This is a genomic window from Bradyrhizobium sp. PUT101, from assembly GCF_052043945.1.
Taxonomy (GTDB): domain Bacteria; phylum Pseudomonadota; class Alphaproteobacteria; order Rhizobiales; family Xanthobacteraceae; genus Bradyrhizobium.
Window position 1 is genome coordinate 895,065 of sequence record NZ_CP197207.1, and the last position, 23,540, is coordinate 918,604.

At 63.7% G+C, this 23,540-nt stretch carries 22 protein-coding genes; 4 read left to right on the forward strand and 18 right to left on the reverse strand.

Annotated features, from left to right (window positions below; genetic code table 11):
* Nucleotides 1–22: 22 nt before the first annotated feature.
* The 10 genes from ACSHT2_RS04350 to ACSHT2_RS04395 form a co-directional block, all read right to left on the reverse strand.
* Nucleotides 23–475 (reverse strand): nucleoside deaminase, encoded by a 453-nt coding sequence (locus tag ACSHT2_RS04350; protein ID WP_035672010.1) that lies wholly within the window; start codon nucleotides 473–475, stop codon nucleotides 23–25.
* A 2-nt stretch (nucleotides 476–477) separates the two neighbouring features.
* The gene (locus tag ACSHT2_RS04355) at nucleotides 478–780 is read right to left on the reverse strand and encodes a DUF5076 domain-containing protein (protein WP_061881819.1); all 303 of its coding nucleotides are present in this window, start codon (nucleotides 778–780) and stop codon (nucleotides 478–480) included.
* 3 nt (nucleotides 781–783) lie between these two features.
* Nucleotides 784–2,175, reverse strand: coding sequence for a pyruvate dehydrogenase complex E1 component subunit beta (locus ACSHT2_RS04360; protein ID WP_440640527.1), 1,392 nt, complete (start codon nucleotides 2,173–2,175; stop codon nucleotides 784–786).
* A 29-nt stretch (nucleotides 2,176–2,204) separates the two neighbouring features.
* Nucleotides 2,205–3,227, reverse strand: coding sequence for a pyruvate dehydrogenase (acetyl-transferring) E1 component subunit alpha (gene pdhA, locus ACSHT2_RS04365; protein WP_440640528.1), 1,023 nt, complete (start codon nucleotides 3,225–3,227; stop codon nucleotides 2,205–2,207).
* Between the two features lie 372 nt (nucleotides 3,228–3,599).
* Nucleotides 3,600–5,117, reverse strand: coding sequence for an aldehyde dehydrogenase (gene adh / locus ACSHT2_RS04370; RefSeq protein WP_440640529.1), 1,518 nt, complete (start codon nucleotides 5,115–5,117; stop codon nucleotides 3,600–3,602).
* A gap of 177 nt (nucleotides 5,118–5,294) precedes the next feature.
* Nucleotides 5,295–6,254 (reverse strand): GAF domain-containing protein, encoded by a 960-nt coding sequence (locus ACSHT2_RS04375; RefSeq protein WP_440640530.1) that lies wholly within the window; start codon nucleotides 6,252–6,254, stop codon nucleotides 5,295–5,297.
* 338 nt (nucleotides 6,255–6,592) lie between these two features.
* Nucleotides 6,593–6,910 (reverse strand): FtsB family cell division protein, encoded by a 318-nt coding sequence (locus ACSHT2_RS04380; protein ID WP_440640531.1) that lies wholly within the window; start codon nucleotides 6,908–6,910, stop codon nucleotides 6,593–6,595.
* A gap of 120 nt (nucleotides 6,911–7,030) precedes the next feature.
* Entirely contained in the window at nucleotides 7,031–7,582 is a 552-nt protein-coding gene (locus ACSHT2_RS04385; protein ID WP_440640532.1) for an NADPH-dependent FMN reductase, read from the reverse strand.
* A gap of 176 nt (nucleotides 7,583–7,758) precedes the next feature.
* Nucleotides 7,759–8,757, reverse strand: coding sequence for an MBL fold metallo-hydrolase (locus ACSHT2_RS04390; RefSeq protein ID WP_440640533.1), 999 nt, complete (start codon nucleotides 8,755–8,757; stop codon nucleotides 7,759–7,761).
* Nucleotides 8,758–9,013: 256 nt separating this feature from the next.
* The gene (locus ACSHT2_RS04395) at nucleotides 9,014–9,973 is read right to left on the reverse strand and encodes an AraC family transcriptional regulator (RefSeq protein WP_440640534.1); all 960 of its coding nucleotides are present in this window, start codon (nucleotides 9,971–9,973) and stop codon (nucleotides 9,014–9,016) included.
* Between the two features lie 58 nt (nucleotides 9,974–10,031).
* On the opposite strand from ACSHT2_RS04395, the gene ACSHT2_RS04400 reads away from it, so the two are divergent.
* On the forward strand, nucleotides 10,032–10,769 hold the full coding sequence (locus ACSHT2_RS04400) for an SDR family oxidoreductase (RefSeq protein WP_440640535.1): 738 nt from the start codon (nucleotides 10,032–10,034) through the stop codon (nucleotides 10,767–10,769).
* 106 nt (nucleotides 10,770–10,875) lie between these two features.
* On the opposite strand, the gene ACSHT2_RS04405 is transcribed toward ACSHT2_RS04400, so the two are convergent.
* Both ACSHT2_RS04405 and eno read right to left on the reverse strand, forming a co-directional pair.
* Nucleotides 10,876–12,009: a zinc-binding dehydrogenase gene (locus ACSHT2_RS04405; RefSeq protein ID WP_440640536.1), complete on the reverse strand. Its 1,134-nt coding sequence runs from the start codon at nucleotides 12,007–12,009 to the stop codon at nucleotides 10,876–10,878.
* Between the two features lie 42 nt (nucleotides 12,010–12,051).
* Entirely contained in the window at nucleotides 12,052–13,335 is a 1,284-nt protein-coding gene (gene eno, locus ACSHT2_RS04410) for a phosphopyruvate hydratase (RefSeq protein ID WP_440640537.1), read from the reverse strand.
* Between the two features lie 174 nt (nucleotides 13,336–13,509).
* Between eno and ACSHT2_RS04415 the strand changes: the two genes are divergently transcribed.
* Together ACSHT2_RS04415 and queF are read left to right on the forward strand one after the other, a co-directional pair.
* Nucleotides 13,510–14,487 (forward strand): Vgb family protein, encoded by a 978-nt coding sequence (locus ACSHT2_RS04415; RefSeq protein ID WP_440640538.1) that lies wholly within the window; start codon nucleotides 13,510–13,512, stop codon nucleotides 14,485–14,487.
* Nucleotides 14,488–14,538: 51 nt separating this feature from the next.
* Nucleotides 14,539–14,991, forward strand: a complete 453-nt coding sequence (gene queF, locus ACSHT2_RS04420; protein ID WP_440640539.1) for a preQ(1) synthase — start codon at nucleotides 14,539–14,541, stop codon at nucleotides 14,989–14,991.
* Between the two features lie 79 nt (nucleotides 14,992–15,070).
* Here queF and ACSHT2_RS04425 read toward each other — a convergent pair whose 3' ends face one another.
* Together ACSHT2_RS04425 and ACSHT2_RS04430 are read right to left on the reverse strand one after the other, a co-directional pair.
* The gene (locus ACSHT2_RS04425) at nucleotides 15,071–16,264 is read right to left on the reverse strand and encodes a serine hydrolase domain-containing protein (RefSeq protein ID WP_440640540.1); all 1,194 of its coding nucleotides are present in this window, start codon (nucleotides 16,262–16,264) and stop codon (nucleotides 15,071–15,073) included.
* Nucleotides 16,265–16,319: 55 nt separating this feature from the next.
* Nucleotides 16,320–17,960: a flavin-containing monooxygenase gene (locus ACSHT2_RS04430; RefSeq protein ID WP_440640541.1), complete on the reverse strand. Its 1,641-nt coding sequence runs from the start codon at nucleotides 17,958–17,960 to the stop codon at nucleotides 16,320–16,322.
* A gap of 313 nt (nucleotides 17,961–18,273) precedes the next feature.
* Between ACSHT2_RS04430 and ACSHT2_RS04435 the strand changes: the two genes are divergently transcribed.
* Complete coding sequence (locus ACSHT2_RS04435; protein ID WP_440640542.1) at nucleotides 18,274–19,161, forward strand: helix-turn-helix domain-containing protein; 888 nt, start codon at nucleotides 18,274–18,276, stop codon at nucleotides 19,159–19,161.
* Between the two features lie 17 nt (nucleotides 19,162–19,178).
* Here the strand turns inward: ACSHT2_RS04435 and ACSHT2_RS04440 are convergent, their stop codons facing one another.
* From ACSHT2_RS04440 to ACSHT2_RS04455, 4 genes are all read right to left on the reverse strand, one after another.
* Nucleotides 19,179–20,387 carry an MFS transporter gene (locus ACSHT2_RS04440; protein ID WP_440640543.1) on the reverse strand — a complete coding sequence of 403 codons (1,209 nt, stop codon included), beginning with the start codon at nucleotides 20,385–20,387 and terminating at the stop codon, nucleotides 19,179–19,181.
* Nucleotides 20,387–21,250, reverse strand: coding sequence for a 3-deoxy-8-phosphooctulonate synthase (kdsA, locus tag ACSHT2_RS04445; RefSeq protein WP_440640544.1), 864 nt, complete (start codon nucleotides 21,248–21,250; stop codon nucleotides 20,387–20,389). Before kdsA ends, ACSHT2_RS04440 begins: the two co-directional genes overlap by 1 nt.
* A gap of 117 nt (nucleotides 21,251–21,367) precedes the next feature.
* Nucleotides 21,368–21,694 carry an NIPSNAP family protein gene (locus tag ACSHT2_RS04450; protein WP_440640545.1) on the reverse strand — a complete coding sequence of 109 codons (327 nt, stop codon included), beginning with the start codon at nucleotides 21,692–21,694 and terminating at the stop codon, nucleotides 21,368–21,370.
* 82 nt (nucleotides 21,695–21,776) lie between these two features.
* Nucleotides 21,777–23,408, reverse strand: a complete 1,632-nt coding sequence (locus ACSHT2_RS04455) for a CTP synthase (RefSeq protein WP_440640546.1) — start codon at nucleotides 23,406–23,408, stop codon at nucleotides 21,777–21,779.
* Nucleotides 23,409–23,540: the final 132 nt, after the last annotated feature.

A 23,540-nucleotide genomic window follows, 5' to 3' on the forward strand; every position in this document is an offset into this window, starting at 1 on the left:
TGTGAAGACGAACAGACCAGGTTTAGTTGCCGATGTCGCCCTGCCACAGGCGCTCATTGGCTGGGATGGAACGCCAATTCTTCATCATGGTGATGGAGCGGTCGTCGGCAAGGTCGATCCAGGGGATCCCGAACTTGTCGAGGATGTCCTTGGAGCCTTCGAAGGTGACGGATTCCCCGATCACCACCAGCTTGACCTTGAACAGCGCGAGTGCGCCGGCGCACATCGAGCATGGCGACAGCGTGGTGTACATGACGGTGTCGTGGAACTTGATCGCGCCGGCTTCGCGCAGGCAGCTCATCTCGCCGTGCAGGATCACGTTGTTCTCCTGCACGCGGTTGTTATGGCCGCGGGCGATGATCTTGTTGTCGCGCGTCAGCACGGCACCGATCGGCAGGCCGCCTTGCGCGATCGAGGCTTCAGCCTCGCGGATCGCCTCGAGCATGAAATCGAAGTGATAGGATTCGATCGCCATGGTCAGTGCCCCTTCCCGCGCGGCGTCGTGGTGCCGGTGTCGGTGGGACGCTCGATCTCGGCCTGGAACATGTCGAGGATCCGGTTCAACGCGTCCTCCTCGGTGTATTCGCTTTCGCGCGCATAGGCGCGCGCGGCATGGCGGGCGAGATCGACGAGCAAGAGGCCCCACATGTCGGGCTCCTCGAAGGCGCGCTGGAACGCCATCGACAGCCCGCCGTCCAGCACGAACACGCGCAGGATCTCGACCGCGTCCTCGCGGTCCATGACGTCGGGTGGCAGTGGCTGCTCCTTGGGGCCCGCCATGATCTACCTGTAGCAGACGGCTTTGGCGGCCTCGACGACTTCCGCCGCCGAAGGCAGCGCGAGCTTCTCAAGGTTCGCGGCATAGGGCATCGGGACGTCCCTGCCGGAGACGCGCGCGACCGGCGCGTCCAGATAGTCGAAAGCGTTCTCCATGATGCGCGCGGCGATCTCGGCGCCGACGCCGCTCTGGGCCCAGCCCTCTTCCACCGTGACCGCACGGCCGGTCTTCTTGACGGAGTTGATGATGGTCTCGGTGTCCATCGGGCGCAGCGTGCGCAGGTCGATCACCTCGGCCTCGATGCCGTCCTTGGCGAGCTCGTCGGCGGCCTTGAGCGCATAGGTCATGCCGTTCGACCAGGAGATGATGGTGACGTGGTTGCCGGAGCGCACGATGCGCGCCTTGCCGATCGGGATGATGAAATCATCCAGCTTGGGCACTTCGCCGGTGTGACCGTAGAGCACCTCGTTCTCGAGGAAGATCACCGGATTGGGATCGCGGATCGCAGCCTTGAGCAGGCCCTTGGCGTCGGCTGCCGAATACGGCGCGACCACTTTCAGGCCCGGAATGTGCGAGTACCAGGACGAGTAATCCTGGCTGTGCTGGGCGGCAACGCGCGCGGCCGCACCATTGGGTCCGCGGAATACGATCGAGCACCCCATCTGGCCGCCGGACATGTAGAGCGTCTTGGCCGCGGAGTTGATGATCTGGTCGATCGCCTGCATGGCGAAGTTGAAGGTCATGAACTCGACGATCGGCTTCAGGCCGGTCATCGCGGCACCGACGCCGACGCCGGCAAATCCGTGCTCGGTGATCGGGGTGTCGATGACGCGCTTGGCGCCGAATTCCTGGAGCAGTCCCTGGGTCACCTTGTAGGCGCCCTGATATTCGGCGACCTCTTCGCCCATCACGAAGACGTCCGCGTCGCGGCGCATCTCTTCGGCCATGGCGTCGCGCAGCGCTTCGCGGATGGTCTGCGTCACCATCTCGGTGCCGGCGGGTACTTCCGGATCCGGCTCGGCAACGGCCTGCGGGGCGGCAGGCGCGGCCTTCGGCTGCGGCGCCTCGGCCTTGGCGGCGGCAGGCGGCGCTGACTCGGCAGCTTTCTCCTGCTTGGCCGGTGCGGACGCCTTGCCGAGATCGGCGGCGCTCTCGCCGTCGGCGAGAATGGTGGCGATCGGCGTGTTCACGGCAACGTCGGCGGTGCCCTCGGGGATCAGGATCTTGCCGAGCGTGCCTTCGTCGGTCGCCTCGACCTCCATGGTGGCCTTATCGGTCTCGATCTCGGCGATGACGTCGCCGGACTTGATCGTCTCGCCCTCTTTCTTCAGCCATTTGGCGAGGTTGCCCTTCTCCATCGTGGGCGACAGCGCCGGCATCAGCACTTGAATTGGCATATCAACTCCAAAAGAAAGCTTGCGCGCGTTCAGCGGTAAACGTCAGTCCAGAGCTCGGCGGCATCCGGCTCGGGATCGTGCTGGGCGAAATCGGCGGCGGCGTTGACGATGTCGCGCACCTCGGCATCGATCGCCTTCAGATCCTGCTCGCTGACCTTCGCCGCCAGGAGGCGGTTACGCACCTGCTCGATCGGATCCTGATCGTGGCGGACCTTCTCGACCTCCTCGCGCGTGCGATATTTTGCAGGGTCGGACATCGAATGACCGCGATAGCGGTAGGTCTGCATCTCCAGGATGAAGGGACCCTTGCCCGCGCGGCACCAGGCCGCCGCCTCCTCGCCCGCCGCCTTCACGGCACGGACGTCCATGCCGTCGACCTGCTTGCCGGGGATGTTGAAGGAGACGCCGCGCTTGGAAAAATCCTGCTGCGCCGAGGCGCGCGAGACCGCGGTGCCCATGGCGTAGCGGTTGTTCTCGATGACGTAGATCACCGGCAGCTTCCAGAGCTCCGCCATGTTGAAGCTCTCGTAGACCTGACCCTGGTTGGCCGCGCCGTCGCCGAAATAGGTAATGCTGACATTGTCATTGCCGCGATAGCGATTGGCGAAGGCAAGACCGGTGCCGAGCGAGACCTGGGCGCCGACGATGCCGTGCCCGCCGTAAAAGTGCTTCTCCTTGCTGAACATGTGCATGGAGCCGCCCTTGCCCTTGGAGTAGCCGCCGCGGCGGCCCGTGAGCTCGGCCATGACGCCGTTGGCGTCCATGCCGGTGGCAAGCATGTGGCCGTGATCGCGATAGCCCGTAATGACCTGGTCGCCCTGCTTCAGCGCCATCTGCATGCCGACCACCACGGCCTCCTGGCCAATGTAGAGATGGCAGAAGCCGCCGATCGCGCCCATGCCGTAGAGCTGGCCTGCCTTTTCCTCGAACCGACGGATCAGGAGCATGTCGCGGAGCGCCTTGAGCTCCTGCTCCCTGGTGAATTCCGGAGGCGAACCGCCGTCGGTCCTGTCCTGTGGAGTGCTCGCGGCGGCTTTCTTGGGTGCGGCCATAGGAATTCCGGGTCAGAGAAAACTTTCGCCCTCTCTAACCCAAGTCAACCGCGTGCGAAAGCACCGCGGCAGCATGACACGCCTTTCATTATGCCGCACTGCAACCTGATCGAAATATTGCAAAATCTTTGGCGCCGATCGGGCAACAAATCTATGCGCGCATGGGCGCGCGCGGATTCGTGAGCGGACAAGAACCTGCGAACCAACAGAATCCTGCCGGTCGAATACTCGTCGCACGAATGGGGCGCTGCAGCTTCCGCGACGTCATGGCCGGGCTCGTCCCGGCCATCCACGCCTTGCCCCGCGGCACGGAGGACGTGGATGCCCGGGACAAGCCCGGGCATGACGGCCTCCTGAGCGGCACATCCCTCATCAGAAGAAGCCGAGCTTCTTCGGGCTATAGCTGACCAGGAGGTTCTTGGTCTGCTGATAGTGATCGAGCATCATCTTGTGGGTCTCGCGCCCGACGCCCGACTGCTTGTAGCCGCCGAAGGCCGCATGCGCGGGATAGGCATGGTAGCAGTTGGTCCAGACCCGGCCGGCCTGGATATCCCGGCCGAAGCGGTAGCAGCGATTGGCGTCGCGACTCCAGACGCCGGCACCTAAGCCGTAGAGCGTGTCGTTGGCGATCGCGAGCGCTTCCTCGTCAGTCCTGAAGGTCGTGACCGAGACGACGGGGCCGAAAATCTCCTCCTGGAAGATTCGCATCTTGTTGTGGCCCTCGAACACGGTCGGCTGGACGTAGAAGCCGCCGGCGAGATCGCCCGCGAGCTCGGCACGGCCGCCGCCGGCCAGCACCTTGGCGCCCTCCTGCTTGCCGATGTCGATGTAGGAGAGGATCTTGGACAGCTGCTCGCTGGATGCCTGAGCGCCGATCATGGTCGTGGGATCGCGAGGATCGCCCTGCTCGATCGCGGCCACGCGCTTCAGCGCCCGCTCCATGAAGCGGTCATAGATATCCGCGTGGACCAGCGCCCGGCTCGGGCAGGTGCAGACCTCGCCCTGGTTCAGCGCGAACATGACGAAACCTTCGATTGCCTTGTCGAAGAAGTCATCGTCTTCGGCGATGACGTCCTTGAAGAAGATGTTCGGCGACTTACCACCGAGCTCCAGCGTGACCGGAATGAGGTTCTGACTGGCGTACTGCATGATCAGCCGGCCCGTCGTGGTCTCACCGGTGAAGGCGATCTTGGCGATGCGCGGGCTGGACGCCAGCGGCTTGCCAGCCTCGAGGCCAAAGCCGTTGACGATGTTGAGAACACCGGGCGGCAGGATGTCGGCAATGATCTCGGCCCAGACCATGATCGAGGCGGGCGTCTGCTCGGCAGGCTTGAGCACGACGCAATTGCCGGCGGCAAGCGCCGGGGCGAGCTTCCAGCAGGCCATCAGCAGCGGGAAGTTCCAGGGAATGATCTGACCCACCACGCCGAGCGGCTCGTGGAAATGATAGGCGATGGTGTCGTGATCGATCTCGCCGATCGAGCCTTCCTGGGCGCGGACGACGCCGGCGAAATAGCGGAAGTGATCGATCGCGAGCGGCAGGTCGGCGGCGCGGGTCTCGCGGATCGGCTTGCCGTTGTCCCAGGTCTCGGCAATCGCAAGGCGCTCGAGATTCTCCTCCATGCGGTCGGCGATCCGGTTCAGGACCGCGGAGCGTTCGGCGACGCTGGTGCGGCCCCAGGCGGCCTTGGCGGCATGCGCCGCGTCGAGCGCCGCCTCGACGTCCTGCGCGTCGGACCGCGCAATCTTGCAGACGACCTGGCCGGTCACCGGCGAGGCATTGTCGAAATACTTGCCGGAGATCGGCGCCACGAACTTGCCGCCGATGAAATTGTCGTAGCGTTCGGCAAAAGGAACTTTGGTGACGCTGAGGAATTCCACCTTGTTCATTGCTCACTCCCGATGTTTGCTGCTTGCGCTTGTCGTCGTGTGTTCACGACTTGCGCCGACGATGATGCGGGAGGTGTTCTCTGTCAGCCCGGACGGGAGCCATGGTGGGGCGGACCTGTCGCAGTTCTGCGACAGTCGTGGGCCAGCCCGTCACTGCGATTGACGAAACAGCGCGGCTCAGTGGTTCAGCTCGAACCGCTTGAGCTTCCTGTGCAGCGTGGCGCGGCTGACGCCGAGGGCCTTGGCGGCCGCGGATACATTGCCGCCGGCGCGGAGCAGCGCGCGCTGCAACACCGCGCGCTGGCCGCCGGCAAGGTGATCGCGTGCGGTATCGCCGCCGAGAAGGTCGGCGGCAGGCACCGGCTGCAAGGCCCGGCCGGGCGCGATTCCGAGCGCCACCCGGGCGGAGCGGGTCGCGCCGATCACGAGATCGTCCGCATCGACCGCAACGAGGCCACTGCAACTTCCGTCCGCAGCCTGCGTCAGCACGATGCGGGCGTTGGCAAAAGCCTTTCGAAACAGGTCGGCCTCGATACGCTTGGCCGCCTCGCCGGTCGCGAGCGCGATCAGGCTGGCGAAGGCGTCGGTGCGGTCGGCGCGGCAGGAGGAGACGTCGAGCACGCCCGCGAGCGCCGCCTCATGGTCGTAGATCGGAACGGCGGTGCAGCTCAGAAGCGTATTGCGGGCAAAGAAATGCTGGTCGCGATCGATCGTCAGCGGACGCTGCTCGACGAGGCAGGTGCCGATGCCGTTGGTGCCCTCGTGCTCCTCACTCCAGAGCGCCCCCGTCCACAGACCCCAAGACTGAAACGTCGCGTCGTCCGCCACCGTGCCGCGGCGATCGACCGGCACGCCATCGCCGTCGGCGAGCAGCACGCAGCAGCCCGCGGCGCCGACGGCCTGATACAGCCGATCCATCGCGCCTTGCGCCGCGGCCAGAAGCGGCGCGATACGTTCACGCGCCCGGTGCAGCTCGGCTTCGGTCAGCCGCATCGGCGCGGTGCGGCCGCCGGGATCGAGATGATGCAATCTGGAGGAACGACGCCACGAGGCCACGAGCGCGGACCGAGCCGCCTGGCCTGACGCGATGGCGGCCTCGACACGGGCCGCGTGATGCCGGGGCATTGACCCATTCATCACGGTTTCCTCCGGATGGCAGTCTAGAAACTGCCGGTGCTGCCCCGTTGATCTGCGTCAACCAGGGACAACAGAAGCCATGCGCCCGTTGCGGCGCGGCCGTCAAGGCGGCCGTCCGGGTTCCAGGCCTACGACTTTCGCTGCAATTGAGACCCGCATGTCGGATTTCGGCGGCGGCTTTCGATACCGCTTTCGAAAGCTGCGGATGCGCTAAAGCGCGATGAGATTGGGACGAAGCGTCATGGCGCTTTAGGTGTCTGTTTGAGCATGATCTCCGCGCAAACGTGTCCCGCGCTTGTCGCGAGGGAAAACCGCTGCACACTTTTCCGGATCATGCGCTAGTGCGCTGGGATCATCCGAACGAGATCGCGCGGATTGACATAGTCGAGCTGGAAGCGCGCCCGCTCGTCCAGCATGTCGGGGTCGATCTTCTCGGACCGCAGCAGCGAGACCCGCTGTTCGCTCCTGGCACGCTCGCGTTTGAGCTGGGCCAACTCGCTGGTCAGCGCGATGATCTCCTGGTCGAGCTCCTGGCGCGCGGTGAGGCCGTATTTGCCGGTATAGGCGTTGACGCCGAAATAGCCGACGATGGCCGCCGCCATCGCATAGAGGGCAAGGCCAGTCAGGATCGATTTCAGGCGGGCGCGGGAGACCATCCTGGCAGGATGGGACAGGTTGGTTAAGGGAGTGCTAATTGCCGAAACGAGGCACACTATCCCGTCATGGCCGGGACAAGCCCGGGCATGACGGAGAGTTGAGCAGCCTTGGCTTAGACCTCAGCCCTGATTTTTCGCCACATGCGCAGCGAACGCGTCGATGTATTGCTGCAGCACCGTCTTGAGGGAGTCCTTGGTCAAATTGCCGTCCGCGCCGAAGGCGTCGCCGACGCCACTGAGGTAGATTTCCGGCTGCTGGAGAACCGGACCGGAAATGCCCGGCAGAATGTTCTGCAGATGCTTGGCCGCGCTGACTCCGCCGAGCAGCCCCGGCGAATTGGAGATGATGCCGACCGGCTTGCCGAGGAACGAGCTCTTGCCGTAGGGCCGCGAGGCAACGTCGATGGCGTTCTTGAGGACGCCCGGGATCGAGCGGTTGTATTCGGGCGTGACGAACAGGACGCCGTTCGATTTCTGGAGCTTCTCTCGGAAGGCGAGCCAGTCCGCGGGCGGCGCGCCCTCGAGGTCCTGGTTGAAGAACGAGATGCCTGCCGGCGTGACGACCTCGAGCTTGAGCGAGCCAGGCGCCAGCTTGGCGAGCGCATTGGCGATCTTGAGCGAGAAGCTGTCCTTGCGCAGGCTGCCGGCGATCGTGACGATGTTGTAGGCCATGAAATGTCCTTGAGGGCTTGAGCGGGAGCGCCCGGAAGGCACTTAAGCCATCCGGGCCGATGGATGCAAGTGCATGAACCGGCCCAATTTGGAAACGCTGCGTTTCGCGAATGCAGCCCGAACAAATCGGGCCGCCAAGCGGCGGCCCGATGGTTCGCGCAGACGTCGCGTGCAGATCAGATCGTCGGATTCCACGCCGACGGGATCAGGCGATATTTGGCGCCGTCCTTCTCGACATGGCCGACCGAGGGGAAGTTGAAGTGGAAGCCGATCACGGTTGCCTTCTCCGCCGCCGCCATGTCGTAGAACTTGTGGCGCGTCGCCTGCGCCATCGCGGCATCGTTGTCGAACATCACGTGCCAGTCCGGATTGCGCAGGAAGAATTCCGGGATGTTGGTGACGTCGGACTGGATCAGCACCTTCGCATCGCCCGATGCGATCGCGAAGGAGGTGTGCCCCGGCGTGTGGCCGGGCGTCGCGATGGAAGTGATGCCGGGCGCGACCTCCTTGCCCCACTCGTACTTCGTCACCTTGGACTCCAGGCCGGCGAAGGTCTTCTTCACGTTGGCGAAGTAGTTCTTCATCATCGGATTGGACTCGGCCTTGGCGGTGTTGTCCGCGCTGGTCCAGAACTCCCAGTCCTTGCCCGGCACCATGATCTCCGCATTCGGGAAGGCCAGCGCGCCGTCGGCCAAACGGATGCCGTTGGTATGGTCGGGGTGCAGATGCGACAGCAGCACGACATCGACGTTCTTGGGGTCGACGCCGGCGGCCTGAAGGTTTTGCAGCGTGCGGCCGACCGCGCCCTTGCTCGCCTCGAAATTCGCAATGCCATTGCCGGTATCGATCAGCACCAGCTTGGAGCCGGTGTTGATGAGCTGCGGGTTGAACGGCACAGTGACCATGCCCTTCGGCATGTAGGCCGCCTCGCCGGCCGCCAGCGCCTCTTCCTTCGGAATGTTCGCTACGAACTTGTCCGGCATCGGGAAGGTGCGAGCGCCGTCATTGATCGAGGTGCATTCGAAACTGCCGACCTTGTAGCGATAGAAGCCCGGCGCCTGCGTCCCGGCTTGCGGCGCTGCGGCATTGGCGGCGATGGGGCCAAGCCCGGTGACGGCCGCCGCGCCCATGGCGGCGGCGCCTGCGAGCAGGTGACGGCGATTGAGATCGGTCATGAAAATGTCCCTTCTGAGCGCCTTGCGGTTTTTCCGCTTCAAATGGCGGCGGAATAATCTCCCGCTTCGCTCAGAAGGCAAGTCCTTCCCTCGGTGACATGCCGTCGCTCGTCACGATTATTTATTTAGGGCGATGGGGAATTTTTTCGCGGGTTGCGCGTTTAGTGTGCACCGGCGCCGTGTGGGCCCCGGTGCGGCGGCCGCGCCGCGCGAGTTGGCTGCCCGTCGGTCTTAAGCCGTACTGTCGTCCGACGCATCAGGGATCGATAGTTCGACGCCAATATCGCTTCGGCGCATGGCCATGCACGCGCTTGAAGGCATGTCCGAAAGCGCTCTCCGAAGAGTACCCCACTTGCGAGGCCGTAGCTGAAACGGTCGATCCACGTCGCAGCAGATCGCGCGCAAGCCGCATTCGCCACTGAAGGAGATAGTCGAGCGGCGTCCGCCCCACCAGCAACCTGAATCTCTTCGAGAACACGGATCGCGACATCGCCACCGCGTTGGCCAGTGCCTCCAAGGTCCAGGGGTGGGCGACGTCCTCGTGCATCAGCCTGATTGCCTTGCCGATCCTCGCATCCATCAGCGCGCCGATCCATCCGAACCCTTCGCCGGTGCGCTGGTCCAGCGCCGCGCGGAACACCTGGACGAGCAGGATATCGACGAGCCTGTCGGTGAGGACGGCCGCGCCGATCTGTGTTTTCCTGATTTCGAGATCGAGAATGTGGAGTGTGGAGTGAATGACGGATGCCGACTGACGGTGCGACGGAATGAGCAGAAAGCGTGGCAATGAGTCGAGCAAAAATTCGGCGTCTGACGCCTCAAAGGTGAAACTGCCGGCAAGCAGAACCGTGTCATTGCCCCCGTGACGAGCGACGTCCGAACGGATCCAATCGAACGCAGCGATCCCGTCTTCGGGAGCCAAGCCTTCGTCATTGGCCAGAACATAGGCCGGGGCGTTGGCCAGAAGAAAACAGTCGCCGCTGGCAAGCGGGTGGCGTGCTTCGTCGCCAAAATCGATCCAGCAGTCACCTTGGATGACCGCACCGAACTTCAGGGCGGGCTTGGCCGGAAACCGATACGACCAATGGCCACCCGCCTCGAACCTCGTGCAACGCCCGGCACGAATGTTCAAAAGAGAGAAGACTTGAGAAAGAGGGTCCAGAGCTTGATCCAAAGGCTTGATCCGATCTCGACGATTTTCGAGCACTCCGAGCATAGATCATCCTCGTTCCCGATGCGAAATTCATCTGGCAAACGAGTTGGATGGAACACCCATGACAGGTATCGCAGGCAAGGTCATCGCCATTACGGGAGCCAGCAGTGGAATTGGCGCAGCGACCGCCCGGCACCTCGCAGCCAGCGGCGCTATCGTGATACTCGGCGCAAGGCGCGCGGACAGGCTCGAAATGCTGGCCGCGAGCATCGCGTCCAACGGAGGACAGGCGTCCTGTCTCGTCACCGACGTCAGACGACGAAACGATGTCGCAAGGCTCGTCGAACGCGCGATAGAGCAACATGGAAAGCTGGACGTCCTGATCAACAATGCGGGGATTGCGCCGATTTCTCGTCTGGACGATCTGAGGGTCGACGACTGGGAAAACATGATCGACGTAAACGTGAAGGGCGTGCTTTATGGAATCGCAGCGGCGTTGCCGATCTTCCGCCGTCAGGGCTTCGGTCATTTCGTCAACACACTGTCGACTGCGGGCCTCAAGATTGTTCCGACGATGGCCGTCTACGCGGGATCGAAGAACGCCGTCAGAGCGATTTCCGAAGGCCTTCGTCAAGAGGCTGGGCCATCTCTTCGGGTGACGACCATCTCACCCGGTTATGTGGACACCGAGCTTCCATCTTCCATGACGGATTCCGCGCTACGGGAGCAAGGGCAAGCAAGCATGAAGTCGCTGGCAATTCCAGCGAGCGCCATCGCAGAAGCGATCGCTTTCGCAATAGCTCAACCCGATAGCATAGATGTCAGTGAGATCGTCGTTCGCCCAACTGCGCAGGCTTGAACAAGTCGATCAAGCCTGGCCGAATGTAGCGTAACGCGGCATGGAGATGTTCGCGTCCCAAACTTGCGATTTTCCGCTTTCGGTGACGCGCCGTCGCAGGTCACGATTATTTATTCGGGTTGATGAGGAATTTTTCGCCGGTGGCGCGTTTGGCGTATGCTGCGATGTTGGCGGGATCGAGCGCCTCGGGAAGCGACACCACCTTGGTGTAATGGCTGGCGAAGGTGGTCTTCAGCTCGGCCGCCACGCGCTGGCGCAGGCGGCCGATCTCGGCCGGGCCGATCTTCTGAAGGAACGGCGTCAGCAGCCAGCCGCCGACGCCCCAGCTCAGGCCGAACGAGCGGTTCAGCTCGGTCGGGCGCGTGTCGAGGCTGCCATAGATGTAGACCTGCTTGTACACGTTGGAGCCGTAGCGGCTGTATTCCTTCGCGGTCTTGTTGGCCGCGATTTCCATGGCGGTCAGAATCTGGCTCGCCAGCTTGCCGCCGCCGATCGCGTCGAAGGCGATCGTGGCGCCGGTCTCGACCAGCGCGTTGGTGAGGTCGTCCATGAAATCAGGCGCGCTGGAATCCACGACGTACTTGGCGCCGATCTTGTGCAGGATGTCGGCCTGCTCCTTGTTCCTGACGATGTTGACGAGGCCGATGCCGTCCTTGATGCAGATCTTGTTGAGCATCTGGCCGAGATTGGAGGCGGCGGCCGTATGCACGAGCGCCTTGTGGTTCTCCCGCCGCATCGTCTCGGTCATGCCGAGCGCCGTCAGCGGATTGACGAACCAGGACGCGCCGTCCGCAGCCGTGGTGCCCGCCGGCAGCTCCATGACGTCGCGGACCTTGAGCACGCGGTACTGCGTGTACATCCCACCGCCGATCATCGACACCGTCTTGCCCATCAGCGCTTTCGCCGCGTCCGACGATCCGGTCCGGATCACCGTGCCCGCGCCCTCATTGCCGACCGGCAACGACTGATCGAACCTGGCCGCCATCATCCGCATCGCCGCCTCCGGCATTGTGGCGGTGATGACCGGCATCTCCCTGGTGCCGGAGGCCTTGGCGGCCGACATGTCGGCCGCCCCGATCAGGAGCCCGAGGTCGGACGGGTTGATCGGCGTGGCTTCGACGCGAACCACGACCTCATCGTCGGCCGGCTCCGGCGTCGGGACATTCACGAGGGACAATTCCAGCTCGCCGCTCTTCTTCAGCAGCGAACGCAACTGCAGTCCGGTCTTGCCGTCGCTCATGTCGAACCTCCCTGTCCGTCTTTTCGCGGTCGAAGCGCCGGCTTATGCCAGCGCCTTCAATGCCGCCTTGCCGCCGTAGAGCGCCTGCTTGCCGAGCTGCTGCTCGATGCGCAGGAGCTGGTTGTATTTGGCGGTGCGGTCGGACCGCGCAAGGGAGCCGGTCTTGATCTGGCCGCAGTTGGTGGCGACCGCGAGGTCGGCGATGGTGGAATCCTCGGTCTCGCCGGAGCGGTGCGACATCACCGAGGTGTAGCCGGCCTTGTGCGCCATTTCGACGGCGGCCAGCGTCTCGGTCAGCGTGCCGATCTGGTTGACCTTGATCAGGATCGAGTTGGCGCGGCCGGCCTTGATGCCTTCGGCGAGGCGCTTGACGTTGGTGACGAAGAGGTCGTCGCCGACCAGCTGGCACTTCCTGCCGATGAGGTCGGTGAGCTCCTTCCAGCCGTCCATGTCGTCTTCCGACATGCCGTCCTCGATGGTCACAATCGGATAGCGCGAGACCAGGTCTGCAAGATACTTCGCCTGCTCGGAGATCGAGCGGGTCTTGCCCTCGCCTTCATAGACGTATTTGCCGTCCTTGAAAAACTCGGTCGAGGCGCAGTCGAGGCCGAGCACGATGTCGGTGCCCGCCTTCAAGCCGGCCTTGCCGATCGCGTTCATGACGAAGTCGAGCGCGGCGTCCGCGGACGGCAGGTTCGGCGCAAAGCCGCCCTCGTCGCCGACATTGGTGTTGTGGCCGGCTTTCTTGAGCTCCGACTTCAGCGTGTGGAACACCTCAGCGCCGTAGCGCAGGCCCTCGGCAAAGCTCGACGCGCCGACCGGGAGGATCATGAACTCCTGGAAGTCGATCGGGTTGTCGGCATGCACGCCGCCGTTGATAATGTTCATCATCGGCACCGGCAAAAGGCGCGCCGAGGTGCCGCCGACGTAACGGTAGAGCGGCATGTCCAGCGAGTTCGCGGCAGCCTTGGCGCAGGCGAGCGAGACGCCGAGGATGGCGTTGGCGCCCAGCCGGCTCTTGTTCGGTGTGCCGTCGAGATCGATCATGATCTGGTCGAGCTGGGCCTGCTGCTCGACATCGAGGCCGCTCAGGGCCTCGAAGATCTCGCCGTTGACGGCGCCGACCGCCTTGGAGACGCCCTTGCCGAGATAGCGGGCCTTGTCGCCGTCGCGCAGTTCCACGGCCTCATGGGCGCCGGTGGAGGCGCCCGACGGCACCGCGGCACGACCGAGCGCGCCGTCCTCCAGCACGACATCGACCTCGACGGTGGGATTGCCCCGGCTATCGAGGATTTCGCGGCCGATGATGTCGATGATGGCGGTCATGATGTTCACTTCCGTTCGTTAGGGCTGATCGGTGCCGGGGGTCTTACACGGGCCGCAAGCAAATGTGAACGCTTGGAAGAGCCGCTTCGACTGACGCGTGAAGCGCCTGAGATTAAGCTCGACTGCATCTGGTCCGCGTGCCCAACCTCAATCTGAAACAGTCGGGGTAACGCCATGAATCGCCGCCAGTTTCTTGCTTCGAGCGCCGCGCTGCTCACCGCCCGCCCAGGGTTTGCGCAGGACGCCCCATTCCGGACAAAATACTATCCGGCCAGCCCGGGCGTCGGCCTGCACGATCTCACGCCCGCTCCTGACGGCGCGATTTGGTTCACGGCGCAGGGCAAGGGCCTGCTCGGCAGGCTCGATCCCCGGGATGGCAGTTTCAAGACGGTGAGCCTCGGCCAGGGTGCAGCGCCGCATGGCGTGACCATCGGCCCCGATGGAGCGCCCTGGATCACCGAGGGCGGCCAGAACGCGATCGCGCGGGTCGACCCCGGCGATCTCAAGGTCACGCTGTTCCGCCTGCCGGAAAAGCTCGCCTACGCCAATCTCAACACTGGCGTGTTCGACAAGGAAGGCACCTATTGGTTCACCGGCCAGTCCGGCTATTACGGCCGGCTCGCGCCGAAGACTGGCGAAATGAATGTGTTCAAGGCGCCGAAGGGCATCGGTCCCTACGGCATCACGGTTACGCCCAAAGGCGAGGTCTGGTACGCCTCCCTCGCTGGCAGCCACATCGCGAGGATCGACCTCGCGAGCGGCAATGCGACCGTGGTCGAGCCGCCGACGCCGAACCAGGGCTCGCGGCGCGTCTGGTCGGATTCGAAGGGGCGGATCTGGGTCAGCGAGTGGAACAGCGGCCATGTCTCGGTGCACGATCCCGCTGACCGATCCTGGAAGACGTGGAAGCTGCCGGGCGAACGCCCCCGCGCCTACGCCGTCTACGTCGACGACAAGGACAAGGTCTGGCTCACGGATTTCTCCGCCAACGCCATCGTGCGCTTCGATCCCACCACCGAGCGGTTCAACGTGTTCGTCAGCGACAAGGCCAACGCCAATGTGCGCCAGCTCGATGGCAGGCCGGGCGAACTCTGGGGCTGCGAGTCCGGCAACGACCGGATCGTCATGATCCAGACGATCGCGAGCGGTTGACGGCAGCGGCATTTGCGTCCATCCCGGCACCCGAAACAGGATGTGACGACGATGGCGAAGAAACCCCTCCAGCTCGGCCGGGCGGTCGAGTGGCCGCATACACCGGAACAAGCCCAGCTCGACCGCGTGCCCAATCCGCAAAAGGGCACCGATTACCTGGTGCGCTTCACCGTGCCGGAATTCACCTCGCTCTGCCCGGTCACGGGCCAGCCTGACTTCGCGCATCTGATGATCGACTACGCGCCGGGTGCGTGGCTGCTGGAGTCGAAGTCCCTCAAGCTCTACATCGCCAGCTTCCGCAATCACGGCGCCTTCCACGAGGACTGCACCGTGATGATCGGCAAGCGTATCGCCAGCGAGATCAAGCCGAAATGGCTGCGCATCGGAGGCTACTGGTATCCGCGCGGCGGGATTCCGATCGACGTGTTCTGGCAGACCGGGCGCGTGCCGAAGGGCCTGTGGGTGCCCGAGCAAGGCGTCGCGCCGTATCGCGGGCGGGGCTAGGGCATTGCTCGGTCACGTTTGACGATCGAGAGAGAATGGCCTCGGTCGACAGCGACGAGGCCACCCTCGCATCATGGTCCTAGCTTGCCAAGCGCTGCCTCAGGCTCTGGTAGAACGCCGTCTCGAAGTTCATATAGCCGATGAACGATGTCGGATCGCCGAAGGGCAGAATCTGGGTGGCCCAGAACCCGCCGACGTTGTTCTGCCGATCGATCCAGTAGAACAGGTTGGCGAGCCCGGCCCAGCCCAGCGCGCCGGCGGGACGTCCCGTCGGGGCTTCCTCGTCGTTGACCATGAAGCTCAGCGCCCAGGATTTGGATTGACCCGGAAAGAATTCCGCGTCGTTGCAAAGCGACGGGATGACGCCTGTGATCGGCGTTACCTTCTTGTCGCCCATATGGTTCTTTTCCGCCATCCGCACGGTTTCGGCTTTCAGCACGCGGCCGTGCTCGCCAGCCCCGTCATTCAGCCACATGCGGATGAAACGCATGTAGTCGCCGACCGTGCCGTACAGGCCGTGGCCGCCCATATGGACTTCGGGCTTTGCCGGAAGCTCGAAATCCATCGGCGTCAGCGACCCGTCGGCGTTTCGCGCGTGGATGCCGGCCAGTTTCCGGCGCATCGCGTCGGTCAGCTCGAAGGTCATGTCCTTGATCCCGAGCGGTTCGAAGATGCGCGTCTTGAAGACTTCACCGAGTCGCTTGCCCGTGATGGCCTCGACGATCTGGCCGCACCAGTCGAGATTTGTCCCATAGTCCCAGCGCTCACCGGGATCGAACAGCAGCGGGGTCATCAAGCAGGCCTTGGTCGCGGTGATCACGCTGGGCTGACCCTTCTCCTGGGCCAGTCGGTTATAGGTGTGGTTGATGAAATCGTAGCTCAGGCCCGCCGTGTGGGTCATCAGCATGCGCGTGGTGATATCGCGCTTCGGTGCACGCAGGATCGGCTCGCCCGCTGCATCGAAGCCCTCGATCACCTGCAGCTTTCCGATCTCGTTCGCATAGCGCTTCGCGGGTGCATCAAGATCGAGCTTGCCCTCCTCGACGAGTTGCAGAACGGCCGTGCCGGTAATCGCCTTGGTCGTGGAGAAAAGGGCAAAGACGCTGTCGGTGGTCATGTCCGCCGGCTGATCGAGATGGCGTTTGCCGGCTGCGCCCTCATAGATGTTGCGCCGGCGGTCCGTCACCATCGCGACAACGCCGGGCACGCGCGGCGTGGACGTGACGACGCCGTCGAGAACGGCATCTGCCGTCGCGCCAAAATTCATGATCATGATCGTCCTCCCGTGCTGGATTGATTGATGTGGTCGACGCTCGCGCCGCGAGCGCTCATTGCATCACGAAGCCCTCGTAACCATTCACCGCGACCTCGTCGCACTTCTGCCGATACGCGCCGACGCCGCCGCAATACGACAGGACACGGCGCGGCTTGCCTTCGACGTTCGAGCCCAGGTACCAGGAATTGGTCTTCGCGATCAGCGTCGCGTTCGCGATCTCGTCGTGATGGGCCACCCAGCTGTCCTGGGCGTCCTTTGTCGGCTCGACCACCTTCAGATCCTTGCTGCGCATGTACCTGATGCAGTCATCGATCCATTCGACCTGCTGCTGCAGGCACGTGGTCATGTTGCACAGCGCGGCCGACGGAGCGAGCGGAACGGCGGTCGTGAACAGGTTGGGATAGCCATGAACCTGCAGGCCCATCGTGGTGCGGATGTCCCTGCCCCAGTCCTCCCTCAGCGATCGACCGTCGCGCCCCCTGATATCGATGCGCGTCAAGGCACCGGTGCCGGCGTCGAAGCCGGTTGCAAGGACAATGACATCCAGCTCATGGACCGTACCGTCAGCGGTCTGAATGCCCTGCGGCGTTACGCGTTCGATCGGATTGCTCTTGACGCTGACGATCTCGACGTTGGGACGATGGAAGACCTCGAGGAAGTTCTGCTCGAGCGGTACACGGTGCGTTCCGAAGCCATATTCGGCCGGAATCAACGCATCGCACAGTTTCGGATCCCCGAGCCGTTCGCGCATCTTCCCGCGCACGAATTCCGAGATCTCGGCATTCACCTCCGGGTCGAAGAACAGCTCGGCGAACGAGGATATCCATAGTTTCAGGGAACCGTCATTCCAGCAATCCTCGATCACCGCCCGGCGGCGCTCCGGCGTGAGGTCTGCCCAGGCGTGCTCGAAGTCGTATTCAAAGCCGGTGAAGGTGCGCGGCAGGCGCTCCGTGAGCGACTTGAATCTCGACTTGTAGTCCTCGGCCTCCGCGGCTCCAAATTTCGGATTCTTCATCGGGATGATGTATTGCGGCGTGCGGATGAACACCTTGAGATGGCCGACATCGCCGGCGATCGTCTGGATGACCTGGATGCCGGTCGCACCGTTGCCGATGACTCCGACGCGCTTGCCTGCGAGGTCGACAGGCTGCTCCGGCCAGCGCGCCGTATGGAACAACTGTCCCTTGAAAGTCTCCTGCCCCGGAAAGGATACGTAGGGAGCCGACAGCATGCCGCAGCAGGTGACTAGAAACTGGGCGTCGATCACGTCGCCCCGGTCGGTCGTGACCAGCCAGCGCTGCGTGACCTCGTTGAAATGCGCGCTCTTGACCGCCGTGCTGAACTGGATGTCCTTGCGCAGATCGAGACGGTCGGCGACGTAGTTCATCCAGCGTTCGATTTCGGGCTGGCCCGGAAACTTCTCGCTCCAGCTCCAATCCTTGTAGAGCTCCTCGGAGAAAAGATACTGATAGATGTAGGCCTCGGAGTCGAAGCGCGCGCCGGGATATCGATTCCAATACCACGTGCCGCCGACGCCTGACGCGGCGTCGATCGCCCTGACGCTCAATCCCTGCTCGCGCAGACGATAGAGCTGATAGAGCCCGGCGACGCCGGCTCCGACAACCACGGCATCGAACCTCGCTGTTCCATGCGAACCGTTACTTCCATTGGACTTGGTCAGGGCTTCCGCCATTCTTTCCTCCTCGGTGATTTTTGAGTGCGCACGATCTTCCCCACCCGTCATGCGATCGGATGGTGGTGCAGCGCGTCATTGTTGATCCCGTCAGTGCGGGACGGGGGAAGCTACGAGTCTTCCGGCGGTTGGAGCTTGAACAAATCGGACAATCCTTTGAACGAAGCCGCACGTTCCCTTGCCGGTCCTGCAGTTCGGCAACGCGGCTCGCTTGGCAAATGGCAAAACCGGCTTATGCTCGTCTCCGCCGTACGGCCAATGAGAAGCAGAAGCGGTCAACGCGCCTTACAATTCAGGGAAGGAGTCTCACGCGATGGGCCAATTCATCACGGTCGAGGAGCTGCCACGCTACGCTCCCGGCCAATTGATGCTGGACAGTTCCGCGGTAGGCAAGGCTGACTTTAGGCTGCGCGTCTTCCGCTATGCGCCGTCCGACATCTGGGTGCCGCCGTCGGAGAACTTCCTGATTGTCGTCTATCGCGAAGGCACAACGTCGATGAACCGCCGCGTCACCGGCGCCTGGAAGCAGGATCACGTCGGACGCGGCGTCACAACCCTGCTGACACGCGCGGAGCCTTCGAACTGGCGCTGGAGCAATGACCTCGAGGTCAGCCATCTCTACATCTCGCCGGGCCTGATGACGAAGACCGCGAGCGAGGCATTCGACCGCGACTCAGAAGGCGTCGAGCTCCACGATCTGCTCAAGATCGAAGACCCGGTGCTAACCTGGATCGGCGACCGAATGGTGCAGGAGGTGTCCGAAGGCGGTCCGGGCGGCCGGCTCTGCTACGATGCGCTGGCACTTCAGGCGAGCGTGCACATCTTGCGAAACTATGCCTCGGTGGAATTCAAGCTGCCCTGCTCGCAGGGGCGCTTCAGGCCAGCGCATGCAAGGCTGATCCAGGACTATGTCGAGCAGAACATCTCCAGGAACATCACGCTCGAGGAACTGGCCAATATCTGCAACTGCTCGCCGGTGCAGTTCGCGCGCAAGTTCCAGGTGCACTATGGCATGCGCCCGCATGCCTACGTCCTGAGCCGCAAGGTGGAGCGCGCCTGCCAATTTCTGCGCAAGGATCGGCTCGCCCTGAAAGAAATTGCGCTCTTGAGCGGATTTTCCGATCAAAGCCATCTCAATCGGATTTTCCGCAGACACATGAACGTCACGCCGGCCGAGTATCGCAAGAACTGCTTGAGCTAGTCTCGTGTCGCTGTCCGTCAGTTGCGCGCGTCCGCCGGCGCGCGCTGCTTGAGCAGTCGGGCGCAGACGAGGCCCAGCACCACCATGATCGCGGCGCTCACGAGCAGCGTCGGCACCTTGCCGCCGTGCTGGAGGCCGAAGCCGTAGGCGAGCGGTCCCACGGTCTGCCCCATGAAGAAGAAGAACGAATGCAACGACAGCGCGGTGGCGCGCGCCTCGACCGAGAGCTCGCTGGCAAACACCTGGAGACAGCCATGCGCGATGTAGAACCCCCAGCCCATGACGACGAGGTTCAGCGCCTGAACTTCCCAGCGCGGGCCGAAGGCCACGGCGACGAGCTGCGAGGCCACCAGCGTCATGCCCGCGATCATCATACCCTTCACGCCCAGCCAAGGCAGCAGGCGCGACACCGTCAGCGTGTAGAACAGGCCGCCGACGGCAAAGCCGGCGATGACGATTCCGGCGATCGACAGCGAGGTCTGGCCGAGCTCGAACAGGAACGAAGCGATGTAGGGAAACAGCCCGAGCACGCAGCAGCCTTCGATGAACACCGCCGAGTAGCAGACATAGGCATTCGGATTGGTGAAGATGGTGCGATAGCCGGCCTTCAGCGCCGACAGGCTCGTCTTCGGCGTATGCTTGACCTTGGCGCCGCGGAAGCCGGCCGCAACGGCGATCGAGGCGACGATCACGAGCGCGCCGAGCACTGCCAGCACGCCGCGCCAGCCGAGGAAATCGCCGATCAGGCCGGACGCCGAGGCGCCGAGCAGATTGCCGGTCATGGCGCCGGCGAGCGTGCGGCTGATCGCGACCTGGCGTTTGTCGGGCCCGACGAGATCGCTGGTGAGGCTCAGCGCCACCGGAAACACGCCGCCGGAGCCGATGCCGGCGAGAATGCGGGTCGCGAACAAAACCGAGAACGAGGACGATAGCGCGCCCAGGATGTTGGCAAGGCCGAGCAGCGCGAGGCAGCCGATCATCAGCCGCGTCTTGCCGAACAGATCGGCGGCGGCGCCGATGATCGGCTGGATGATCGAGAAGGTAAAGGCGAACACCGCGGCAAAGCCCGCGGCAGTGGCGATGCTGACGCCAAAATCCTCGGCGACGTGCGGCAGCACCGGATCGAGCGCACGTGCCGAGAGTGCAGCGGCGAAGCTCGCGCCTGATATGACATAGAGCGCTGGCGGCAAGCCGTGATCGTGTGGCCGCGCCTCGCCTTCCTGCATCAGCGCGGGCCGGCTTTGGTAGATTCTTTGGCGAGCGCGTCGAACGCCATCAGTCTGGCGATCAGCGCCTCGAACTCGCGCAGGGGCACCATGTTGGGTCCGTCCGAGGGCGCGTGGTCGGGATCAGGGTGGGTCTCGATGAAGACGCCGGCAACGCCGACCGCAACGGCCGCGCGTGCGAGCACCGGCACGAATTCCCGCTCGCCGCCCGAAGAGGTCCCCTTCCCGCCCGGCTGCTGCACCGAATGGGTGGCGTCGAAGATCACGGGCGCACCGGTGGTGCGCGCCAGGATCGGCAGTGCGCGCATGTCGGAGACCAGCGTGTTGTAGCCGAAGGACACGCCGCGTTCGGTGACGAGCACGTTGGGATTGTTGGCGCCGGTGATCTTGCTCACGACATTGGCCATGTCCCAGGGCGCCAGGAACTGGCCCTTCTTGACGTTGACGACCTTGCCGGTTGCGGCCGCGGCCAGAAGGAGATCGGTCTGCCGGCACAGGAACGCAGGGATCTGCAGGATGTCCACGGCCTGCGCCACCGCGGCGCATTGCGTGGCCTCGTGCACGTCGGTCAGCACCGGCAGGCCGAGCGATGATCGGATCTCGGCGAAGATCGGCAGCGACTGGGCGAGGCCAAGCCCGCGCGCCGCCGACGCGCTGGTGCGGTTGGCCTTGTCGAAGGAGGTCTTGTAGACGAGGCCGATGTTCAGCCGCGCGGCGATCTCCTTCAGCGCGGAGGCCACCTCCAGCGCATGCTGGCGGCTCTCGAGCTGGCAGGGTCCAGCAATGATCGAGATCGGCAGATCGTTGCCGAACTTGACCGAGCCAATGGTGACGACCGGCGCCGCTGAATTCGAAGAGCTCAAGGCAAATCCCTCGTTTCGGCGCGACCATAGCCGTGATGAGGGTCGGATCAACCCTCTTCCGCCCGGGCCGTTCGAATATCAGGGTTGCGCCAGGGTTCTCCGCTGCGGCAGGCAGCGCTACTTAACCGAGGAGAAGGCGGTCGGCGCCAGGATCTGGCTGACGATGTTGGCGACGATCTGGCCGTCCGCTTCCGACTTGGCGCGCGCCTCGAGCCAGTCCGGATCGGTCATGAACGCGCCCCACTTCTTCTCGCGCTCGGCGAGCGACTCCCACGCCAGGAAATAGGTGAGCTCCTGGTTGGATTCACCGATCAGCGTCGTGAAGAAGCCGGCCTGCTTGATGCCGTGCTTCTCCCAGATCTTCAGCGTGACCGTGTCAAAGCGCTTCAGCAGCGCCGGCAGACGGCCGGGCACGCAGCGATACTGACGCATTTCGTAGATCATCGGAGTTCACTCCCTGCATTGTTGTTCTTGCGGCAGGGAGTTGTCGCAACAAACGGCGCGATCGTCAAAGGCCCAGAGCGCGCTACACCAGCCGGCTCTGCTTCGCCGCCGCCTCGATGAACGAGGCAAACAGCGGATGCGGCTCGAACGGGCGCGACTTCAGCTCGGGGTGGAACTGGACGCCGATGAACCAGGGATGATCCTCGTACTCGACGATTTCAGGCAGCACGCCGTCGGGCGAGAGCCCTGAGAATTTCAGGCCGTGCTGCTCGAGGCGATCCTTGTAGGCGGTGTTGACCTCGTAGCGATGGCGGTGACGCTCGGAGATTTCGGTCGCGCCGCCATAGACCTGCGAGACGCGGCTGCCGCGGTTCAGGGTCGCGGGATAGGCGCCCAACCTCATCGTGCCGCCGAGGTCGCCGACTTGCGAGCGCTTCTCGAGCTCGTTGCCGCGCAGCCATTCCGTCATCAGGCCGACCAGCGGCTCCTCGGTCGGACCGAATTCGGTGGAGTTGGCATTCTCGATGCCGACGAGGTTTCGCGCGGCTTCGATCACCGCCATCTGCATGCCGAAGCAGATGCCGAAATAGGGAACGTCGCGCTCGCGCGCGAACTGCGCCGCCTTGATCTTTCCTTCCGCGCCGCGCTGGCCGAAACCGCCGGGCACCAGGATGCCGTTGACGTGCTCGAGGAACGGCGCCGGATCCTCCTTCTCGAAGATCTCGCTCTCGATCCAGTCGAGATTGACCTTGACCTTGTTGGCGATACCGCCATGCGAGAGCGCCTCGATCAGCGACTTATACGCATCCTTCATGCCGGTATATTTGCCGACGATGGCGATGGTGACGTCGCCCTCGGGATTGCGGATGCGTTCGTTGATCTGCTGCCAGCTCTTGAGCACAGGCGGGATCCGCGATTCGATACCGAAGGCGGCGAGCACTTCGTCGTCGAGGCCTGCGTTGTGATAGGCCTCGGGTACGGCGTAAATGCTGTCTGCGTCGCGCGCCTCGATCACGGCGCTTTCGCGCACGTTGCAGAACAGCCCGAGCTTGCGCCGCTCTTCCTTCGGGATCTCGCGGTCGGTGCGGCAGAGCAGGATGTCCGGCTGGATGCCAATCGAGCGCAGCTCCTTCACCGAGTGCTGCGTCGGCTTGGTCTTCAGCTCACCGGCGCTCGGGATATAGGGCAGCAGCGTGAGGTGGATATAGACGGCGTGATCGCGCGGCAGCTCGTTCTTCAGCTGGCGGATCGCCTCGAAGAACGGCAGCCCCTCGATGTCGCCGACGGTGCCGCCGATCTCGACCAGCACGAAGTCGTAGTCGTCATTGCCGTCGAGGACGAATTCCTTGATGGCGTTGGTGACGTGCGGAACCACCTGGATGGTCGCGCCGAGATAGTCTCCGCGGCGCTCCTTGGAGATGATGTCCTGGTAGATGCGCCCCGTCGTGATGTTGTCGGCCTTGGTCGCCGGCCGCCCGGTGAAGCGCTCGTAGTGACCGAGATCGAGATCGGTCTCCGCGCCGTCATCGGTCACGAACACTTCGCCGTGCTGGTACGGCGACATCGTTCCGGGATCGAGGTTGAGATAGGGGTCGAGCTTGCGGAGGCGGACCTTGTAGCCCCGGGCCTGCAACAGGGCACCGAGTGCCGCTGAAGCCAAACCCTTGCCGAGCGAAGAAACCACGCCGCCGGTGATGAATATGTACCGCGCCATGGGACTTAACCTCTAATCCCTCGAATTCGATTCGCCAAAGCGATTCGTATTCCGCCCCAAAGATTTTGCGGGCCTGTGGGTGAGCCAGAACTAAGAGTGGTGACAGTGCCTTGATGGGGATTGTTGATGCAG